Source organism: Anaeromyxobacter dehalogenans 2CP-1 (genome assembly GCF_000022145.1).
Classification (GTDB): domain Bacteria; phylum Myxococcota; class Myxococcia; order Myxococcales; family Anaeromyxobacteraceae; genus Anaeromyxobacter; species Anaeromyxobacter dehalogenans.
Genome location: NC_011891.1, coordinates 3,164,141 through 3,179,735, shown reverse-complemented (window position 1 = coordinate 3,179,735; position 15,595 = coordinate 3,164,141). Strand labels below are relative to the sequence as shown.

Genomic DNA, 15,595 nt, shown 5'->3' with positions numbered 1-15,595 from the left:
TGGAACTCTCCGCCGCCCGGCTGCTATAAGCGCGGAATGACACGCAACGAGTCGATCGCCCAGCGCGCGCAGCAGGTGCTCACGCCCAACTACCGGCAGCAGCCGGTGGCCATCGCGCGCGGCGAGGGCGTCCGCGTCTGGGACGCCGACGGCAACGAGTACCTGGACTTCCTCGGCGGCGTGGCGGTGGACGCGCTCGGCCACTGCCACCCCGCGCTGGTGAAGGCGCTCGAGGAGCAGGCCCGCACCGTCTGGCACGTGTCGAACCACTACTACATCCCGCGCCAGGTCGAGCTCGCCGAGGCGCTGCTGGCGGTCACGCCCTGGGCGTCGCGGGCGTTCTTCTGCAACAGCGGCGGCGAGGCGAACGAGGCGGTGCTGAAGCTCGCGCGCAAGTTCCACCACGACCGCGGCCACCCCGAGCGGAACGTCATCGTCTCCTGCCACGACTCGTTCCACGGTCGGTCGCTCTTCACGGTCACCGTGGGCGGCCAGCCGAAGTACCAGGCCGGCTTCGCGCCGCTCGTCCCCGGCGTCCGCCACGTGAAGTACGGCGACCTCGCCGCGCTCGAGGCGGCGCTCGACGACACCGTGGCGGCGTTCATGGTCGAGCCGATCATGGGCGAGTCCGGCGTGGTCCCGCCGCCGGAGGGCTACCTGCGCGCCGTGCGCGAGCTGACGCGGAAGAAGGGCGTGCTGCTGTGCCTCGACGAGGTGCAGACCGGCATGGGCCGCACCGGCAAGTTCTGGGCGCACGAGTGGGAGGGGATCACGCCCGACCTCATGTCCAGCGCCAAGGCGCTCGGCGGCGGGTTCCCCATCGGCGCGATGCTCGCCACCGAGGAGGTCGGCCAGCACCTCACCCCCGGCAGCCACGGCACCACCTACGGCGGCAACCCGCTCGCCTGCGCGGTGGCCCTGGCCGTGCTGGCCGAGCTGCGGGGCGGCGTGCTGGAGCGCTCGCGCGAGGTCGCGGCGCGGCTCCGCGCGGGGCTGGAGGCGCTCGCCTCCGGCGGCCGGGTGGCACGGGTCCGCGGCAGGGGCATGCTGCTCGGCGTGATCGTGCAGGGGGTCGCGGCCGCCGAGGTGATGAAGGCCGCCCGCGCGCAGGGGCTCCTCGTGAACGCCATCGGCGACGACGTGCTGCGCCTGGCCCCGCCGCTCACCCTGACCGCCGCCGAGGCCGACCTGGCCGTGGAGCGGCTCGGCGCGGCCCTGGCGGCGGCGCCCGCGAAGCCCTGAGAGGACCCCATGGCCACCTCGCCCCGCGAGAAGCGCGACTTCCTCCGCATCACCGACCTGGATCGCTCGGAGCTGCTCGAGCTGGTGGAGCGCGCCGCGGAGTGGAAGCTCCTCGGCAAGGGCGGCCCGCGGCCGCTGGAGCGGCGCACCGTCGGCCTGGTGTTCGAGAAGGCCTCCACCCGCACCCGCGTCTCGTTCGAGGTGGCGGCGCACCAGCTCGGCGCGGGGTCGATCATGCTGTCGCCGCGCGACACGCAGCTCGGGCGAGGAGAGCCGATCCGCGACACGGCCCGCGTGCTGTCGCGCTACCTGGACTGCCTGGTGGTGCGCACGTACGGGCACGAGAAGATCGAGGAGATGGCGCGCTACGCCGGCGTGCCGGTGGTGAACGCGCTCACCGACGCGTCGCACCCGTGCCAGGTGCTGGCCGACCTGCTCACGGTCACCGAGCGCTTCGGCTCGGACGCGCTCACCAAGCCCGGCCTGCGGGTGGCGTGGGTGGGCGACGGCAACAACATGGCCAACAGCTGGCTGGAGGCCTGCGTGCTGCTCGGGTTCGAGCTGCACCTCGCCTGCCCGGCGGGCTACGACCCGGACCCGGCGCTGCTCGCCCGCGCGGCCGGGCGGGCGAAGGTGTTCCGCTCGCCGGCCGAGGCGGTGGCGGGCGCGCACGTGGTGAACACCGACGTCTGGGCCAGCATGGGCCAGGAGCAGGAGGCGGAGGAGCGCCGCCGCCGCTTCGAGGGGTTCATCGTGGACGGGCCGCTGATGGCGCGGGCGCGGCCGAACGCGGTGGTGCTCCACTGCCTGCCGGCGCACCGCGGCGAGGAGATCACCGACGAGGTGCTGGAGGGCCCGCAGTCTGCGGTCTTCGACGAGGCCGAGAACCGGCTGCACGCCCAGAAGGCCCTGCTCGAGCTGCTGCTCGCCGGCCGGTGACTGGCCGCCCGGACGGGCCCCGGCGCGTGTCCGGGGCCCGTGGGGCGGGCGCGCACGGAGCGGATTTGACCCCCTGCGGTCCCGGTCGTTAATCTCGGGGCCGCCGACGTACGGGCGGGGGGAGACGGTTGAGCGTGGATCGATACAGCGGCTTCGCGTTCGATCCGGCGGATCTCCAGGAGGACGTGGACCTCGGCGCCGAGCGGCGGCGCGAGATCCTGTTCGCCGAGGGGAGCCTGCCGCGCTGGACGCACTGGGACGTGCTGGGCCTGCCCTGGAACGCGCCGGTGGAGGCCGCGCGCGCCGCCTACCTCGAGAAGGTGAAGGTCTTCCACCCGGATCGCTATCCGGGGAAGCGGCTGGGGAGCTACCGCGCCCGGCTGGAGAAGGTGTTCCGCCGCCTCACCGAGGCGCGCGACGTGCTCGCCGACGAGGCGAGGCGCGCCGCCTACGTGCGCGAGACCGCGCCCGCCGACGAGTTCGCGCGGATGGAGCTGCGCAAGCTGGAGGACGAGCGCCGCTCGGAGGAGCGCCGCGCGCGGCTCGCCCGCCAGAGCCCGCTCGTGGCCCGCGCCGCCCGCGTGGCCGACCTGGTGCGGCGGGGCAAGGAGTCCCTGCGCGCCGGGCAGGTGGTCCAGGCCGCGAACGATCTGGTGCTCGCGCAGGGGATGGACCCGCAGAACGCCGAGGTGGCCGCGCTCGCGGCCGAGGCGCGGCGGCGCGCGGCGGTGCAGCGCGCCGGCGACGCCTACGAGCGCGGGCTGGCCGCCGAGGCCATGGGCGCGCCCGTCAAGGCGCTCGCGGCGTTCCGGGAGGCGCTCGAGGCCGACCCCCGCCACGCGCGGGCGGCCGCAGGTGGCGCCCGGGCGGCGCTCACGGCCGGCGACGCGGTCGCCGCGCGCGCGCTGGCCGAGGCGGCGGTGCGCGCCCAGCCGACGGCCGGGTTCGCGCACGAGGCGCTCGGCCTGGCGCTGGAGGCGCAGGGTGCGCGCAAGGAGGCGCGCCGCGCGCTGGAGCGCGCCGTGGAGCTGGACCCGAAGCTGGAGCAGGCGCGCGAGCGGCTGAAGCGGCTGCGCTGGAGCTTCCTCGGATGAGCGCGAGCGAGCCCGTCATCGGCATCGACCTCGGCACCACCAACTCGGTGGTCGCCACCGTGCAGGACGGCGTCCCGCGCGTCATCCCGGGCCGGAGCGGCCAGCTCCTCACGCCCTCGGTGGTGGCGTTCGCCCGCAACGGGAAGCGACTGGTGGGCGCGCTCGCGAAGCGCCAGGCCATCACCAACGCCGAGGACACCGTCTTCGCGGCGAAGCGGCTCATCGGCCGCCGGTGGGGCTCGAAGGAGATCGAGGACGCGCGCCAGGTGCTGCCCTACCGGCTGGTGGCCGGGCCGGAGGGCCACGACGTCCGCGTGGAGCTGGGCGGGCGGACGCTCACGGTGCAGGAGATCTCGGCCATGGTGCTGGCCGAGCTGAGGGCGGACGCCGAGGCGTGGCTCGGGCAGCCGGTGAGCCGCGCGGTGATCACCGTGCCTGCCTACTTCAACGACGGACAGCGCCACGCCACCAAGGACGCCGGGCGGATCGCCGGGCTCGAGGTGCTCCGCATCATCAACGAGCCCACCAGCGCCGCGCTCGCGTACGGCTTCGGCAAGCAGATCGAGCGCAAGGTGGTGGTCTTCGACCTGGGCGGCGGGACGTTCGACGTGTCGGTGCTCGACATCGGCAAGAGCGTCTACGACGTGGTGGCGGTGGGCGGCGACACCTACCTCGGCGGCGAGGACTTCGATCGCCGGGTGATGGACTGGCTCACCTTCGGCTTCGCGAAGGAGAACGGCGGCATCGACCTGCGCCAGGACAAGATGGCGCTCCAGCGCCTGCGCGACGCCGCGGAGCGGGCCAAGTGCGAGCTGTCCTCGCTCCCGTCCACCGCCCTCCACCTGCCGTTCCTGGTCGGGGGCGGGGAGGGCAAGGGCGCGCTCCACCTGGATCGCCAGCTCTCGCGGGAGAAGCTGGAGGAGCTCACCAAGGACCTGGTGGACCGGTGCATCGCCGTCACCGAGCGCACGCTGCGCGACGCGGGCGTGCGGCCGTCGCAGGTGGGCGAGGTGCTGCTCGTCGGCGGGATGACGCGCATGCCGTGGGTGCAGCAGGCGGTGCGCGAGTTCTTCGGGCGCGAGCCGTGCCGCGGCGTCCACCCGGAGGAGGTGGTGGCGCTCGGCGCCGCCATCCAGGCGCAGGCGCTGTCCACGCCGCACGCGGGCGCCGAGATGCTGCTGCTCGACGTCACCCCGCAGAACCTCGGGCTCATGGTGGTGGGCGGCTACTTCCAGACGGTCATCCCGCGGAACACCACCGTCCCGACCAGCCAGACGCACCTGTTCACCACCGTGCAGGACGACCAGACCTCGGTGCGCATCGCCGTCCTCCAGGGCGAGAGCGAGCGCGCCATCGACAACGAGCTGCTGGGCGAGTTCGTGCTCGACGGCATCCGGCCGGCGCGCCGCGGCGAGGTGGAGATCGAGGTCACCTTCGAGATCAGCGCCGACGGCATCGTGGGGGTGTCGGCCCGCGACGTGGCCACCGGCCTGCAGCAGTCGATCTCGGTGACCGCCACCTCCGGCCTCACCGAGGACGAGATGCGGCACATCCTCGACGAGCAGATCGACGAGCTGCTCGAGCGCAAGCAGACCGCGCGCGAGTTCGAGACGCGGCGCGACCGGGTGCTGGCGCTGGTCCGCGAGATCGAGGCGCTCGGCCCGGAGGTGCACGACGCGCTGGAGCGGACCCGGTTCGGCAAGGACGCGGTGCTGAAGGCGGAGGGGGTGCTCGCCCGGGCCCGCACCGCGGTCGAGGCGCGCGATCTCGCGGCGCTCGCCGCCGAGGAGGAGCCGCTCGAGCGCACGCTGCAGCTGTTCAAGGGCCTGGCCGCCACCGCGCGGCCCGGCACGAGGTGAGCCGTGGCGGACGTGAGCGAGCTCATCGACCGCGGCATCAAGGCCTACGTGGCGGGGCGGGTGGGCGAGGCGCTCCGCTCGTTCCAGCAGGCGCTGGAGCGCGACCCGGGCAACCCGAAGGCGCGCTCGTACCTGTCGCTGCTCGGCGGCGGCATGCCCGGCGGCGCCACGGCGGACCCGATCCCGTTGCCTCCGCCGGCCGCCCGGCCCGCGCCGGCGCCCGGCGACTCGCCGTGGGACGCGCTGCCGTCGGCGGCGGAGATCATCGAGCTGCAGCTGGAGCCGGAGGGCGGCCTGGATCTCGACGCGGTGGCCGAGAAGTCGGACATCCGCCCGCTGGTGCCGGCGAAGGCCGCGCCCGCCGGCTCCCCGGGTGGACGCGACGTGGAGGTCTGGATGCAGGCCGCCCGCGAGCTGTTCGCGCTCGGCGACTTCACCGGATCGCTGGAGCTGATCGAGAAGATCCTGCAGGTCGACCCGGATCACCGCGAGGCGCGCGAGTACCTGCGCCAGAACGAGGCCACGCTCATCGCCATGTACGAGTCGAAGCTCGGCCCGCTCGGCGGCGTCCCCCGGCTCGCGATCAAGCCGGAGGAGATCATGTGGCTGAACCTCGACCACCGGGCCGGCTTCCTGCTCGCGCAGATCGACGGCTTCGTGGACTACGAGGCGCTCTTCGCGCTCTCCGGCCTGCCGCGCCTCGACACCGCGCGCATCCTGGCGAACCTGATCGCGGACGGGGTCATCACGACCTGACGGTCCTTCGCGCGCCCCGCCCGCGGCTCGACCGGCCCACCACGAGCGGGCCTCAGTTCCGGATGATCGCGGTCCAGACCCCGCGCACCACGCGCTCGCCGCGCTGGTTGCGGGTCTCGGTGGTGACCTCGAGGAAGTCGAGGCTGCCCCGGTCCTGGATCCGGGTGATCTCGCCCTCGGTCTCGAGCACGTCCCCGGGGCGCACCGGCGCCTCCAGCTCGAACGACTGCTCCGCGTGGACGAGGCGGAGCACGTTCACGCCCAGCGCCGGGTCGGCGCAGGCGTTCGCGAACGGCTGGATGGCGAACGCGGCCGCGAAGGTGGGCGGCGCCACCAGCCCGCCGTGCGGCGAGGCGGCGGCCGCGGCCTCGTCCCAGGTCCACGGGTGGGCGCGCTCCGGCGGCACCGCGAAGACCCGGCCGGGCACGCCGCCGCCGGTCGCCGCGGCGAAGTCGCGGATCTGCTCGAGACCCACCGTGAAGCGGTACGGGCCGTAGCGCCGGCCGAGGTGCTTGCGGTCGATCGGCACGCGGTCACCCATCCCCGAGGTGGCCCTCGGCCACCGCGCCCTTCAGGACCTCCTCGCCGCGCTGGTTCGTCGCCTCCAGCTCGAGCGCGATCCGCGGGCCCTCGAGCGCGACGCACCGGCCCTGGAACCGGATCACGTCGCCCACCTGCACCGGCTTCGTGAAGCGGGCCCGGATCCGGCGCAGCCGCGCCGGGTCGCCCAGGTACGCGACGCACGCGTCGGACAGCCACGAGAAGGTGCACATGCCCTGGAGGATGGCGCCGGAGTAGCCGGCGGCGCGGCCCACCAGCGGGTCGATGTGGATCGGGTTGAAGTCGCCGGAGGCGGCCGCGTAGTAGATCGGCCGGTACGAGTCCACCTCCCGGAACGCTTCGAAGGTGTCGCCCACGGTGAAGTCCTGGAGGCGTTTCATCCCTCCCGTGTAAGGGAGGTCCGGGCGGAGCACAAGCCCGCGCACCCCCTCGGAATCACGACGCGCGGCGTCACCGCGCCGGCGCCCCGGGGCGAGCTCAGGCGGCGCCGGTCGCGGGCGGGGCAGGCGGGTCGAGCGGATCGTCGGGCTCGCCCGCGAGCTGCGCCAGCTCGGCCTCGCGCCGCTTCTCGAACGTCCCCTGCACGAACTCGATGAGCCGGTCGAGGTAGCTGGAGATGGGCGGGCAGCGGACGCCGGTGCCGTCGAGCAGCTCGAGCAGGTTGCGGCAGTTGTAGATCGCGAGGTGGTTCACGTACTCGATGGCGGGCCGGTGCACGCGCGAGAGCCGCTCCAGCAGCGGGAGCTGCAGCAGCGCCTGGAGCACGCGCGCCGGCACCGACACCGAGGGCAGGCGCTTGCCCGCGTGCGCGGCGATGAGCTCGTACACGCGCCGCGCCGAGAGCGGCGCCGGGTCCACCAGGTGCACCGTGCGCCCGGCCGCGGCGGGCGCCTCGCCGATGGCCACCGCCGCGTTCACCACGAAGTCCACCGGGACCACGTTGAGCGGCGCCACCGCGTCGCCCGGGAGCGGCAGCGGGACCGCCAGCGGCGACGCCACCAGCAGGATCGCGAGCGCGTAGGGCCCCTCGAACCGGTCGATCTCGCCGGTGCGGGAGTCGCCCACCACGATGCTCGGGCGGTAGATGGTCGCGGGCAGCTCCGACTGCGCCGCGCGGACCAGCAGCTCGCCCTGGTACTTCGTCTCCTCGTACGCGTTGTGGAAGCGCTGGCCCATGGCCAGCTCGTCCTCGAGGATGACGCCCACCCGGTCGCCGGAGACGAACGCGGTGGAGAAGTGGTTGAGGCGGCGCAGCCGGCGGGCCGCGCGGCCCAGCTCCAGCACGTTGCGCGTGCCCTCGAGGTTGACCCGGCGGAACTCCGGGCGCGAGGCGCCCAGCCAGGTGCGCGCCGCCAGGTGCCAGACGTCGGTCACCTCGCGGGCGAGCGCCTTCCACTCGGCGCCGGAGAGGCCGAGGTGCATCTGCTCGACGTCGCCCTCCAGGACCTCGGCCCGCTCCGCGCCGAGCGCGCCCAGGTCGGCCCGCGCGGCGGCGGCGTTGCGCGGCTGGACCAGCAGCACCACGCGGTCGTCGGCCCGCAGCGCGTCCTCGAGGAGGCGGCGCACCAGCCGCTTCCCGATGAAGCCCGGGTACCCCGTGACGAAGTGGACGCGCGCGCCCATGCCGCGGTCAATAGCGCACGGGGGGCGCGTTGGGAAGCCTGCGCCCCCGGCCCGCGCGGAGGTCCGCGAGCAGGCGGTCGGCCTTGCCGGCCAGCGCCTCGGGGGCGCCGGCGTTGTCGATCACGAAGTCCGCGCGGGCCGCCTTCTCGTCCACGGGGAGCTGCGCGGCCAGGCGCGCGTCGACGTCGGCGGCGTCGAGCCGGTCGCGGCGGATCAGGCGCTCGCGCTGCACGTCGCGCGGCGCCCACACCACCACCACCGCGTCGAGCAGGGCCTCCAGCCCGACCTCGTAGAGCAGCGGCGTGTCGTAGAACGCGAGCGGGTGGCCCTGCGCGGCCAGGCGATCGGTCGCCTCGCGCATGGCGCGGCGGACCGCGGGGTGGGTGATGGCCTCGAGCCGCCGCCGCGCCTCCGGGTCCGCGAACACGCGGGCGGCGAGCGCCTTCCGATCGAGCGCGCCGTCCTCGCGCAGCACCTCCGCGCCGAAGGTGCGGGCGATCTCCGCCAACGCCGGCGTCCCCGGCTCGACCGCGGCCCGCGCCAGCGCGTCCGCGTCCACCACCGGCGCGCCCCGCGCGCGCAGGAGCGCGGCGAAGGTGCTCTTGCCGGTGGCGATCCCGCCGGTCAGGCCGATGACGCGCACGCCCCCTCAGCGCGCCGCGGCGGCCTCGGCCGCGGCCGGCCTGGCGGCTGCCGGCGCGGCCTTCTGCCGCCCCGCCGCGAACGAGAGCGCCTCGACGCTCCCGTCCTTCGCGAAGTACACGGTCACGCCCTGCGCCGGGTAGAGCCAGACCTTCTGGAACGTGTCCTCCACGAACGTCTTCTGCGTGGGCTTGCCGTAGGTCCCCTCGATGGTGTCCGCGTCGAGCGGCACGGTGAGGAAGATCGTGATCTCCTGGACGGTCCCGGCCGGATCGAGGTGGAACTGCGCCTGCTTGGTCCCCTCCAGCGCCTGGTCCCCGTAGTACGCGAGCACGGTGCGCGCCCCGCGGCGGGTGCGGGCGGTGGGCTCGCCGAACTTCCCGACCACCTCCGCCTGCGCCGTGACGCCCGGGGTGACCCCCTTCCACGGGCGTGCGGTGGCGGAAACGGGGCCGAGGGCGAGCAGGAACGCGGTGGAGAGCCAGACGAGGCGCATGGCGCATTATACTCCGGCGCCCGTGCTCCCCGACCTCCGCCTCCCGCTCCTCGCCGCCGTCCTCGTCGCCCTGGCTCCCGCCGCGCGTGCCGCAGGCGACAAGGTGGGACCCGAGGCGTGCAAGGCGTGTCACCCGTCGGCGTACGAGCGGTGGCGGGTGAGCCCGCACGCGCGCGCGCTCGAGGTGTTGCCGGCGGAGCGCCGGGACGACCCGCGCTGCCTCTCGTGCCACGCGCCCGATCGCGAGGACGGGCTCGCCGGCGTCTCCTGCGAGACCTGCCACGGCCCGGGGCGCGCCTACGCGGCCGACTACGTCATGCGCGACCGCGAGCTGGCGCGCGCCGTGGGCCTGGCGGACCCGGGCCCGAAGACCTGCCTCGCCTGCCACACCGACTCGACGCCGAGCCTGCTGCGCTTCGACCCGAAGCGGAAGCTGCCGCTCATTGATCATTGGTCCCCGCACTGGACCCCCGCGCCCGGCGATGCCGCGGCGCCGGCCGGTCCCCGCGCGCCGGCGCGGCCAGCCCCGGCCCCCGCCCGCCGCCCCGGCGGCCGCTAGGAGCCCGACGTGCCGATCCAGGTCGTCTCCGCCGACTTCGCCAAGACCGCCACCCGCCCCGAGGAGTGGCCGCGCGGCGCCACGCCCGAGATCGCGTTCGTGGGCCGCTCGAACGTGGGGAAGTCGTCGATGCTGAACGCGCTCGCCCGGCGCAAGGGGCTGGCGCGCGTCTCGTCCACCCCCGGCCGCACCCGCGCGCTCCAGTTCTTCGATCTCTCGTACCGGCCGACGCCGGCGGCGCGGCCGCGCGCCATCCGCTTCTGCGACCTGCCCGGCTACGGCTACGCGAAGGTGGCGCGGGCCGAGCGCGACCGCTGGACGGCGATGATCGAGGACTACCTGCGCGACCGCGACGTGCTGCGCGCGGTGGTGCTCATCGTGGACGCGCGCCACCCGCCCTCGGAGAGCGACGAGGACGCCGCCGCGTTCCTGGTGTCGGCGGGGCGGCGCCTCGTGGTCGCGGCGACGAAGACCGACAAGCTGCCCAAGGCGCGCCGCGTGCTCGCGCTCCAGCAGGTCGAGCGCGCGCTCGGCCTGGCGCGCGGTGACGCGGTGCCGTTCTCCGCAGTGGAGGGCACCGGCACCGACGCGCTCTGGGCGCGGCTCGCGGCGCTCGCCGCCGAGGAGCCGCAGACCGCCGAGGCGGAGCCGCCGGCCTAGGCGTCAGTGCTGCGGGGGCGGCATCGCCGTCTCGGCGCCCATGGCCTGGTAGTCGGGCCCCTGGGTCGGCTTGCCGGTCCGCTGCCGCCACGCGTCCGTCATCATCGCGCGCAGATCCTCGCCGCGGCGGGGCGCGAACATCATGCCCAGCCCGGCGCCCACCAGCACGCCGACCGAGAACAGGCCGAGGCCGGTGAAGAAGTCGCCGGCCGGGCTGCGCTCCTCGAGCCCCATCCGCTTCAAGAGCAGCTCGCGGTCGAGCATCCCCTTCATCGCCTTCCAGGACATCGCCATGTCGTATCCCTCCCGCCCGCTCCCGGGCCCGCGTCACAGCCTGCGCATCGAGCGGGGCGCGATCGAGGCCCCGAGGCCGGACACGCGGTCGCGCGCCGTCGCCGGCGCGATCACCCGGTCCGCGTCCGGACGCCAGGCGCCTCGACCGGCCGCGGGGCGGGCGGACGGCGCGCGGCCTCGGTGAGCTCCAGCTCGACGACGAGCGGCAGGTGGTCCGAGGCCCGGCGGGCGAGCGGCGTCCGGATCACCTCGCAGGCGAGGACGCGCAGCGCGGCGTCCACGTAGGCGCGGTCGAGCCGCAGGAGCGGCCAGGCGGACGGGAACGTGGCGGCGGGGCGGCCGGCCGCGACGGCGCAGTCGGTGAGCGTGCGGCGCAGCCAGCGCGGGACCGCCGAGCGGTCGGAGGGCGAGTTGAAGTCCCCCACCAGCACCAGGGGATGGGAGAGCGCGGCGTCGCGCAGGATGTCCGCCGACAGCAGGGCGGCCGCCTGGCGCCGCCGCTCGCGCCAGTGCAGGCCGAGGTGGGCGGCGAACACGTGGACGCGCATCGGGCCGAGGTCGAGATCGGCGCGCAGGCAGCCGCGTGGCTCGCGTCCGGGCACCGACAGGTCGTAGGTGCGCGTCGCGTCGATGGGGTGGCGGGAGAGGATGGCGTTGCCGTACGCGAAGCCGCGCGCGTGCTGGAGCGTCGGGCCGAACGCGCCGTTCAGGCCGGTGAGGCGCGCGAGCGCCTCGGCGGCGTGCGCGTCGGCGCCCGGGAGCCTCGCGCCGACCTCCTGCAGCCCCGCCACGTCGGCGCCGATGTCGTCGAGCACGCGGGCGATGCGCTCGGGATCGGGGCGGCGGCCCGCGCCGCGCAGGCCGTGCACGTTCCAGGTGACCACGCGGAAGCGCACCCCCGCCCGCCCTCCCTCCGCGCGGCGCCCGGCCCGGGGCCGGGCACGCCGGCCGCGCGCCACGGGCGCAAGGTGGGGCGCGCGCGCCGGCGGCGCACCCGCGGACGGAGGGGGCGCGCTCGGAGCGCGTGAATCCATCCCCGGACCGAGCCAGGCGGTCGAGACGCGAGCAGCGCGAGGCGCGACGACCGAGCATGCCCCGAGGCATGTGAGGGAGGAGCAACGACGCGATCCGACGCGGATCGGCCGCCGGCGGCGACGGGAGGGGATGGGTTCACGTGCTCTCAGCCGCGCTTGCGCGCCTCGAGCTCGTTCAGGACGGCCTCGAGGCGCCGCTCCTCGCGCCCGACGTCGAACCCCGCGGCGCGCGCGCCGTCCACCACCGCCAGGCAGAACAGGAACAGCGAGACGTGCGTGGCGCTCGGGCGCTCGTCCGGGTGGTCGAGCAGGAAGTGGGTGAGCCGGCCCTCGGCCTGGGCCAGGTCGCGGAAGCAGACCGCGCGCGGGAGGCCGTCCAGCGGCCCGGTCCCGGTGGTGCACGGCGGGAACACCACGCCCTGCTCGGCCATCGCGACCTCGCTCCCGTCGTCGCGCGCCAGCGCCAGGTACGGGCGCCCGGTCTCCGCGTCGGAGCGCTCCTCCAGGCGCGCCACCCGCATCCAGTCGAGGTGCAGCGGCTTGCCCGAGTAGACGTCGAGCAGGGTGGCGCCGTCGTACATCACGCTGCCGGGGTGCTCGCGGGCGAAGCGCTCGACGCGCTCGCGCTGCGCCGCCCGATCCGTCTCGATCGTCATCCGCCCTCCGGGTCCGACCAGGAGACCTCCACCACGGTCAATTCCACCATGCCGGCGGGCCGGTGCACCACCACCACGTCGCCCTCGCGCTTGCCGAGCAGCGCCCGGCCGAGCGGCGCGTCCACGCTGATGAGCCCGGCGGCGACGTCGAACTCGTCCGGCCCGACCAGGCGGACCCTCCGCGCCTGGCCGTCCTCCTGCTCGACGGTCACCCAGGCGCCGAAGAACGCCCGGCCGTCCGGGTGGGCCCGCGGCTCGACCACCGAGAGCGAGTCCATCTTCTCCGAGAGGAAGCGCAGGCGGCGATCCAGCTCCCGCAGCTTCTTCTTGCCGTAGATGTACTCGGCGTTCTCGCTGCGGTCGCCCAGCGCGGCGGCGGCCTCGACCTCGGCCACGATGCGCGGCCGCAGCTCGGTCCAGATGCGGGCGTGCTCGGCGGCGAGGCGCCGGAACCCTTCGGGCGTGATGTATCGGGGCGTCCTGGACATGGTGGTGCGACGAACGATTCCCGCGGAGCGGCGCCGCTGTCAACCGCAGGAAGCTGGCGCCGCGCGGCCGGGCCGGGCTACTCTCGCGGGCCTGTGCGGATCACCGACCTCCTGCGCTTCGCCCGAGAGCGGGGCGAGCCCATCTTCTCCTTCGAGTTCTTCCCGCCCAAGACCGACGACGGGGTGCGAGGCCTGTTCGAGACGGTCGAGGCGCTGCGCCCGCTCGGCCCCGCCTACGTGTCGGTGACGTACGGCGCCGGCGGGTCCACCCGGGCGAAGACCATCGAGCTGGTGAAGCGGCTCAAGCGCGACGCCGAGGTCGAGGCGATGGCGCACGTCACCTGCGTGGGCGCGTCGCGCGACGAGATCGCGGCCGTGCTCGACGAGGTGGCGGAGGCCGGGATCCAGAACGTGCTGGCGCTGCGCGGCGATCCGCCGCGCGGGCAGGGCGGGTTCGTCCCGCACCCGGACGGCTTCACGCACGCGAGCGAGCTCGTCGCGTTCATCCGGTCGCAGCCGGAGCGCTGGCGCTTCTGCGTGGGCGCCGCCGCGTACCCCGAGGGCCACCCCGAGACCCGGGACCTGGCGCAGGACCTCCGCCACCTGAAGCTCAAGGTCGACGCCGGCAGCGACTTCCTGGTGACGCAGCTGTTCTTCGAGAACGCGCACTACTTCCGCTTCGTCGAGCGCGCGCGCGCCGGCGGCGTCGAGGTGCCGGTGGTGCCCGGGATCATGCCGTTCACCAACGTCGAGCAGGTGGAGCGCTTCACCGCCATGTGCGGCGCCGCCATCCCGCCGCCGCTCCGCGCGGCGATGGAGGTCCGGCGCGCGGACCCGGAGAGCGCCCGCGAGCTGGGCGTGGCCTACGCGACGCTGCAGTGCGCGGACCTGCTGCGCCGCGGCGCCCCCGGGATCCACTTCTACACGCTGAACCGCTCGCCCTCGACGCGTGCCATCGTGGCGGCGCTCCGGGCCTGCGAGCCCTGGCGCGGCTGATCAGTGCAGCGTGCCGGTCCACTCGTCGTGGACCACCATCACCGGGCAGCGCGCCCGCCGGACCGTGCTCTCCGCCACCGAGCCCACCAGCGCGTGCGTCCGCCCGGTGCGGCCGTGCGTGCCCATCACCACCAGGTCGACCCCGTGCGCGTCCACCCATTCCGCGATGGCGGTCTCGGGATCGCCGCCGGTCTCCTCCGCGGAGACGCGCTTCACCCCGGCGGCCTCGGCCGCGGCGCGCCACTCGGCCAGCCGCTCCGCCGCCGGCGCGCCCTCCTGCACGTGCAGCAGCGTGAGCGAGGCGTCGAGCCGCCGGCAGACGTCGCTCGCGACGCGCAGCGCCGCGCGCGACGCATCGGACAGGTCCACCGGGCAGCACACCGTCTTCCAGGGGATCTCGATCATGCCGGCCTCTGCCGGAAGGATGCGGTCGCGCCGGCGCCGCGCGCAGCGGGGCGGCGGCGGGGCGCGCGCACGCCCGCCGCGCCCCCGGGCGTTCACCGAACGTGGTACGCTGTGCTCCCGCTCCCGGAGGCCCCCCATGCACGCCCGCCCGCTCGTGCTCCTGCTCCTGCTCCTGCTCCTGCTCCTCGCGCTGCTCGCGCCCGCCGCCCGCGCGGGCGAGTCGTCGCTCCGGTGCGACGGCGGCACGGTGGAGCTCGGTGCCTCGAGGCTCGACCTGCTCGCCCGGTGCGGCGAGCCGGCGCTGCGCGAGGCGCGCGAGATCCAGCGCAGCGTGCTCGTGATCGCCGGCCGGGCGTCCCAGGAATCGATCGCGGTCGTCGAGCAATGGATCTACAACCACGGCCCGCAGCGCTTCATCGACCTCGTCACCGTCGAGGGAGGCAAGGTGACGGCGATCGAGCGCGGCGGGTACGGGTATGCGCCGGAGCGCGTGGCCGCGGTGCGGCCCCCCGGGCGGGCGAGCTGCGATCCGTCTGCGGTGAGGGCCGGCGAGAGCAAGCTCGATCTCCTCGTCCGGTGCGGGGAGCCGCTCGCGAAGGACGTGGTCGTCGAGCCGCGCGCGCTGCCCGCGGGTGGGCAGGGCGACGCGGCGGGCGAGGTGCGGGTGCCGGTGGATCTGTGGACCTTCGACTTCGGGCCGCAGCGCTTCACGCTCGTCGCCCGGCTGGAGGGCGGGAGGGTGATCGCCGTGGAGCGCGGCGGCTACGGGACGACCGTGCCCTAGGGCGGCGGGTGGCCGCGCGGGCGCCCGCAGCGCAGCGCCTCGCGCCGCTCGGCCCGTCCGGTGCTCACCTTTACCGGGTGAAGGACGCGTTCCATCGCCTGGCCTTCTTCATCTCCGAGGTGGTCGGGACGCACCGCGCGTTCCTGGTGGCGCTCGGGGCGGTGGTGGTCTGGGCCGCCACCGGGCCGCTGTTCGGCTTCAGCGACAGCTGGCAGCTGGTGGTGAACACCGGCACCACGGTGGTGACGTTCCTGATGGTGTTCCTCATCCAGGCGACGCAGAACCGCGAGACCCGCGCGCTGCACTTGAAGATCGACGAGCTCATCCGCGCGCAGCGACGGGCGCGGAACATCTTCGCCGACCTCGAGCACGCCACCGACGAGGAGCTGACCGAGCTCGAGGCCGAGTTCCGGAAGGTGCGGGCCCGGGCCACCGCGCGGGAGGAAGCGAAGCAGGCCGGCGGCGCATCCGGCGCCTGAGCGCGGCGCGGCAGCCCACCCGTGCGCG

Annotated in this window: 20 protein-coding genes; 10 read left to right on the top strand and 10 right to left on the bottom strand. The window is 75.1% G+C overall.

Annotation, left to right across the window (positions count from 1 at the left end; genetic code table 11):
• Positions 1 to 36: 36 nt before the first annotated feature.
• The 5 genes from A2CP1_RS14515 (at position 37) to A2CP1_RS14495 (ending at position 5,890) form a co-directional block, all read left to right on the top strand.
• Positions 37 to 1,242 carry an acetylornithine transaminase gene (locus A2CP1_RS14515; RefSeq protein ID WP_012633965.1) on the top strand — a complete coding sequence of 402 codons (1,206 nt, stop codon included), beginning with the start codon at positions 37 to 39 and terminating at the stop codon, positions 1,240 to 1,242.
• 9 nt (positions 1,243 to 1,251) lie between these two features.
• Complete coding sequence (gene argF, locus A2CP1_RS14510) at positions 1,252 to 2,181, top strand: ornithine carbamoyltransferase (protein ID WP_012526789.1); 930 nt, start codon at positions 1,252 to 1,254, stop codon at positions 2,179 to 2,181.
• Between the two features lie 134 nt (positions 2,182 to 2,315).
• A complete protein-coding gene (locus A2CP1_RS14505; protein ID WP_012633964.1) occupies positions 2,316 to 3,275 on the top strand; it encodes a J domain-containing protein in 960 nt (319 codons plus the stop codon).
• Positions 3,272 to 5,134 carry a molecular chaperone DnaK gene (gene dnaK / locus A2CP1_RS14500; protein ID WP_012633963.1) on the top strand — a complete coding sequence of 621 codons (1,863 nt, stop codon included), beginning with the start codon at positions 3,272 to 3,274 and terminating at the stop codon, positions 5,132 to 5,134. The genes A2CP1_RS14505 and dnaK overlap by 4 nt, the downstream gene beginning before the upstream one ends.
• A 3-nt stretch (positions 5,135 to 5,137) precedes the next feature.
• Positions 5,138 to 5,890: a tetratricopeptide repeat protein gene (locus tag A2CP1_RS14495; protein WP_012633962.1), complete on the top strand. Its 753-nt coding sequence runs from the start codon at positions 5,138 to 5,140 to the stop codon at positions 5,888 to 5,890.
• Between the two features lie 52 nt (positions 5,891 to 5,942).
• Here the strand turns inward: A2CP1_RS14495 and A2CP1_RS14490 are convergent, their stop codons facing one another.
• The 5 genes from A2CP1_RS14490 to A2CP1_RS14470 all read right to left on the bottom strand — a co-directional run bounded on the left by A2CP1_RS14490 (position 5,943) and on the right by A2CP1_RS14470 (position 9,212).
• On the bottom strand, positions 5,943 to 6,419 hold the full coding sequence (locus A2CP1_RS14490) for an FAS1-like dehydratase domain-containing protein (protein ID WP_012526785.1): 477 nt from the start codon (positions 6,417 to 6,419) through the stop codon (positions 5,943 to 5,945).
• A 4-nt stretch (positions 6,420 to 6,423) separates the two neighbouring features.
• The gene (locus A2CP1_RS14485; RefSeq protein WP_012633960.1) at positions 6,424 to 6,831 is read right to left on the bottom strand and encodes a MaoC family dehydratase; all 408 of its coding nucleotides are present in this window, start codon (positions 6,829 to 6,831) and stop codon (positions 6,424 to 6,426) included.
• 97 nt (positions 6,832 to 6,928) lie between these two features.
• Positions 6,929 to 8,074: an SDR family oxidoreductase gene (locus A2CP1_RS14480; RefSeq protein ID WP_012633959.1), complete on the bottom strand. Its 1,146-nt coding sequence runs from the start codon at positions 8,072 to 8,074 to the stop codon at positions 6,929 to 6,931.
• 7 nt (positions 8,075 to 8,081) lie between these two features.
• Positions 8,082 to 8,717: a dephospho-CoA kinase gene (coaE, locus tag A2CP1_RS14475; protein WP_012633958.1), complete on the bottom strand. Its 636-nt coding sequence runs from the start codon at positions 8,715 to 8,717 to the stop codon at positions 8,082 to 8,084.
• Between the two features lie 6 nt (positions 8,718 to 8,723).
• Positions 8,724 to 9,212, bottom strand: a complete 489-nt coding sequence (locus A2CP1_RS14470) for a hypothetical protein (protein ID WP_012633957.1) — start codon at positions 9,210 to 9,212, stop codon at positions 8,724 to 8,726.
• Positions 9,213 to 9,234: 22 nt separating this feature from the next.
• On the opposite strand from A2CP1_RS14470, the gene A2CP1_RS14465 reads away from it, so the two are divergent.
• Together A2CP1_RS14465 and yihA are read left to right on the top strand one after the other, a co-directional pair.
• Positions 9,235 to 9,771, top strand: a complete 537-nt coding sequence (locus A2CP1_RS14465) for a cytochrome c family protein (protein ID WP_012633956.1) — start codon at positions 9,235 to 9,237, stop codon at positions 9,769 to 9,771.
• Between the two features lie 9 nt (positions 9,772 to 9,780).
• The gene (yihA, locus tag A2CP1_RS14460; protein WP_012526779.1) at positions 9,781 to 10,431 is read left to right on the top strand and encodes a ribosome biogenesis GTP-binding protein YihA/YsxC; all 651 of its coding nucleotides are present in this window, start codon (positions 9,781 to 9,783) and stop codon (positions 10,429 to 10,431) included.
• Positions 10,432 to 10,434: 3 nt separating this feature from the next.
• Here yihA and A2CP1_RS14455 read toward each other — a convergent pair whose 3' ends face one another.
• The 4 genes from A2CP1_RS14455 to greB all read right to left on the bottom strand — a co-directional run bounded on the left by A2CP1_RS14455 (position 10,435) and on the right by greB (position 12,903).
• Positions 10,435 to 10,725: a YtxH domain-containing protein gene (locus A2CP1_RS14455; protein WP_012526778.1), complete on the bottom strand. Its 291-nt coding sequence runs from the start codon at positions 10,723 to 10,725 to the stop codon at positions 10,435 to 10,437.
• A gap of 110 nt (positions 10,726 to 10,835) precedes the next feature.
• A complete protein-coding gene (locus tag A2CP1_RS14450; RefSeq protein WP_012633955.1) occupies positions 10,836 to 11,621 on the bottom strand; it encodes an endonuclease/exonuclease/phosphatase family protein in 786 nt (261 codons plus the stop codon).
• A gap of 284 nt (positions 11,622 to 11,905) precedes the next feature.
• Positions 11,906 to 12,415: a hypothetical protein gene (locus A2CP1_RS14445; RefSeq protein ID WP_012633954.1), complete on the bottom strand. Its 510-nt coding sequence runs from the start codon at positions 12,413 to 12,415 to the stop codon at positions 11,906 to 11,908.
• Positions 12,412 to 12,903, bottom strand: coding sequence for a transcription elongation factor GreB (gene greB / locus A2CP1_RS14440; protein ID WP_012633953.1), 492 nt, complete (start codon positions 12,901 to 12,903; stop codon positions 12,412 to 12,414). The genes A2CP1_RS14445 and greB overlap by 4 nt, the downstream gene beginning before the upstream one ends.
• 93 nt (positions 12,904 to 12,996) lie before the next feature.
• Here greB and metF point away from each other — a divergent pair, with 93 nt between their 5' ends.
• Positions 12,997 to 13,899: a methylenetetrahydrofolate reductase [NAD(P)H] gene (gene metF, locus A2CP1_RS14435; RefSeq protein WP_012633952.1), complete on the top strand. Its 903-nt coding sequence runs from the start codon at positions 12,997 to 12,999 to the stop codon at positions 13,897 to 13,899.
• On the opposite strand, the gene A2CP1_RS14430 is transcribed toward metF, so the two are convergent.
• Positions 13,900 to 14,304 carry a universal stress protein gene (locus A2CP1_RS14430; RefSeq protein WP_012633951.1) on the bottom strand — a complete coding sequence of 135 codons (405 nt, stop codon included), beginning with the start codon at positions 14,302 to 14,304 and terminating at the stop codon, positions 13,900 to 13,902.
• A gap of 136 nt (positions 14,305 to 14,440) precedes the next feature.
• Here A2CP1_RS14430 and A2CP1_RS14425 point away from each other — a divergent pair, with 136 nt between their 5' ends.
• Positions 14,441 to 15,088, top strand: a complete 648-nt coding sequence (locus tag A2CP1_RS14425; protein ID WP_012633950.1) for a DUF2845 domain-containing protein — start codon at positions 14,441 to 14,443, stop codon at positions 15,086 to 15,088.
• A 77-nt stretch (positions 15,089 to 15,165) separates the two neighbouring features.
• Complete coding sequence (locus A2CP1_RS14420) at positions 15,166 to 15,567, top strand: low affinity iron permease family protein (RefSeq protein ID WP_041450683.1); 402 nt, start codon at positions 15,166 to 15,168, stop codon at positions 15,565 to 15,567.
• Positions 15,568 to 15,595: the final 28 nt, after the last annotated feature.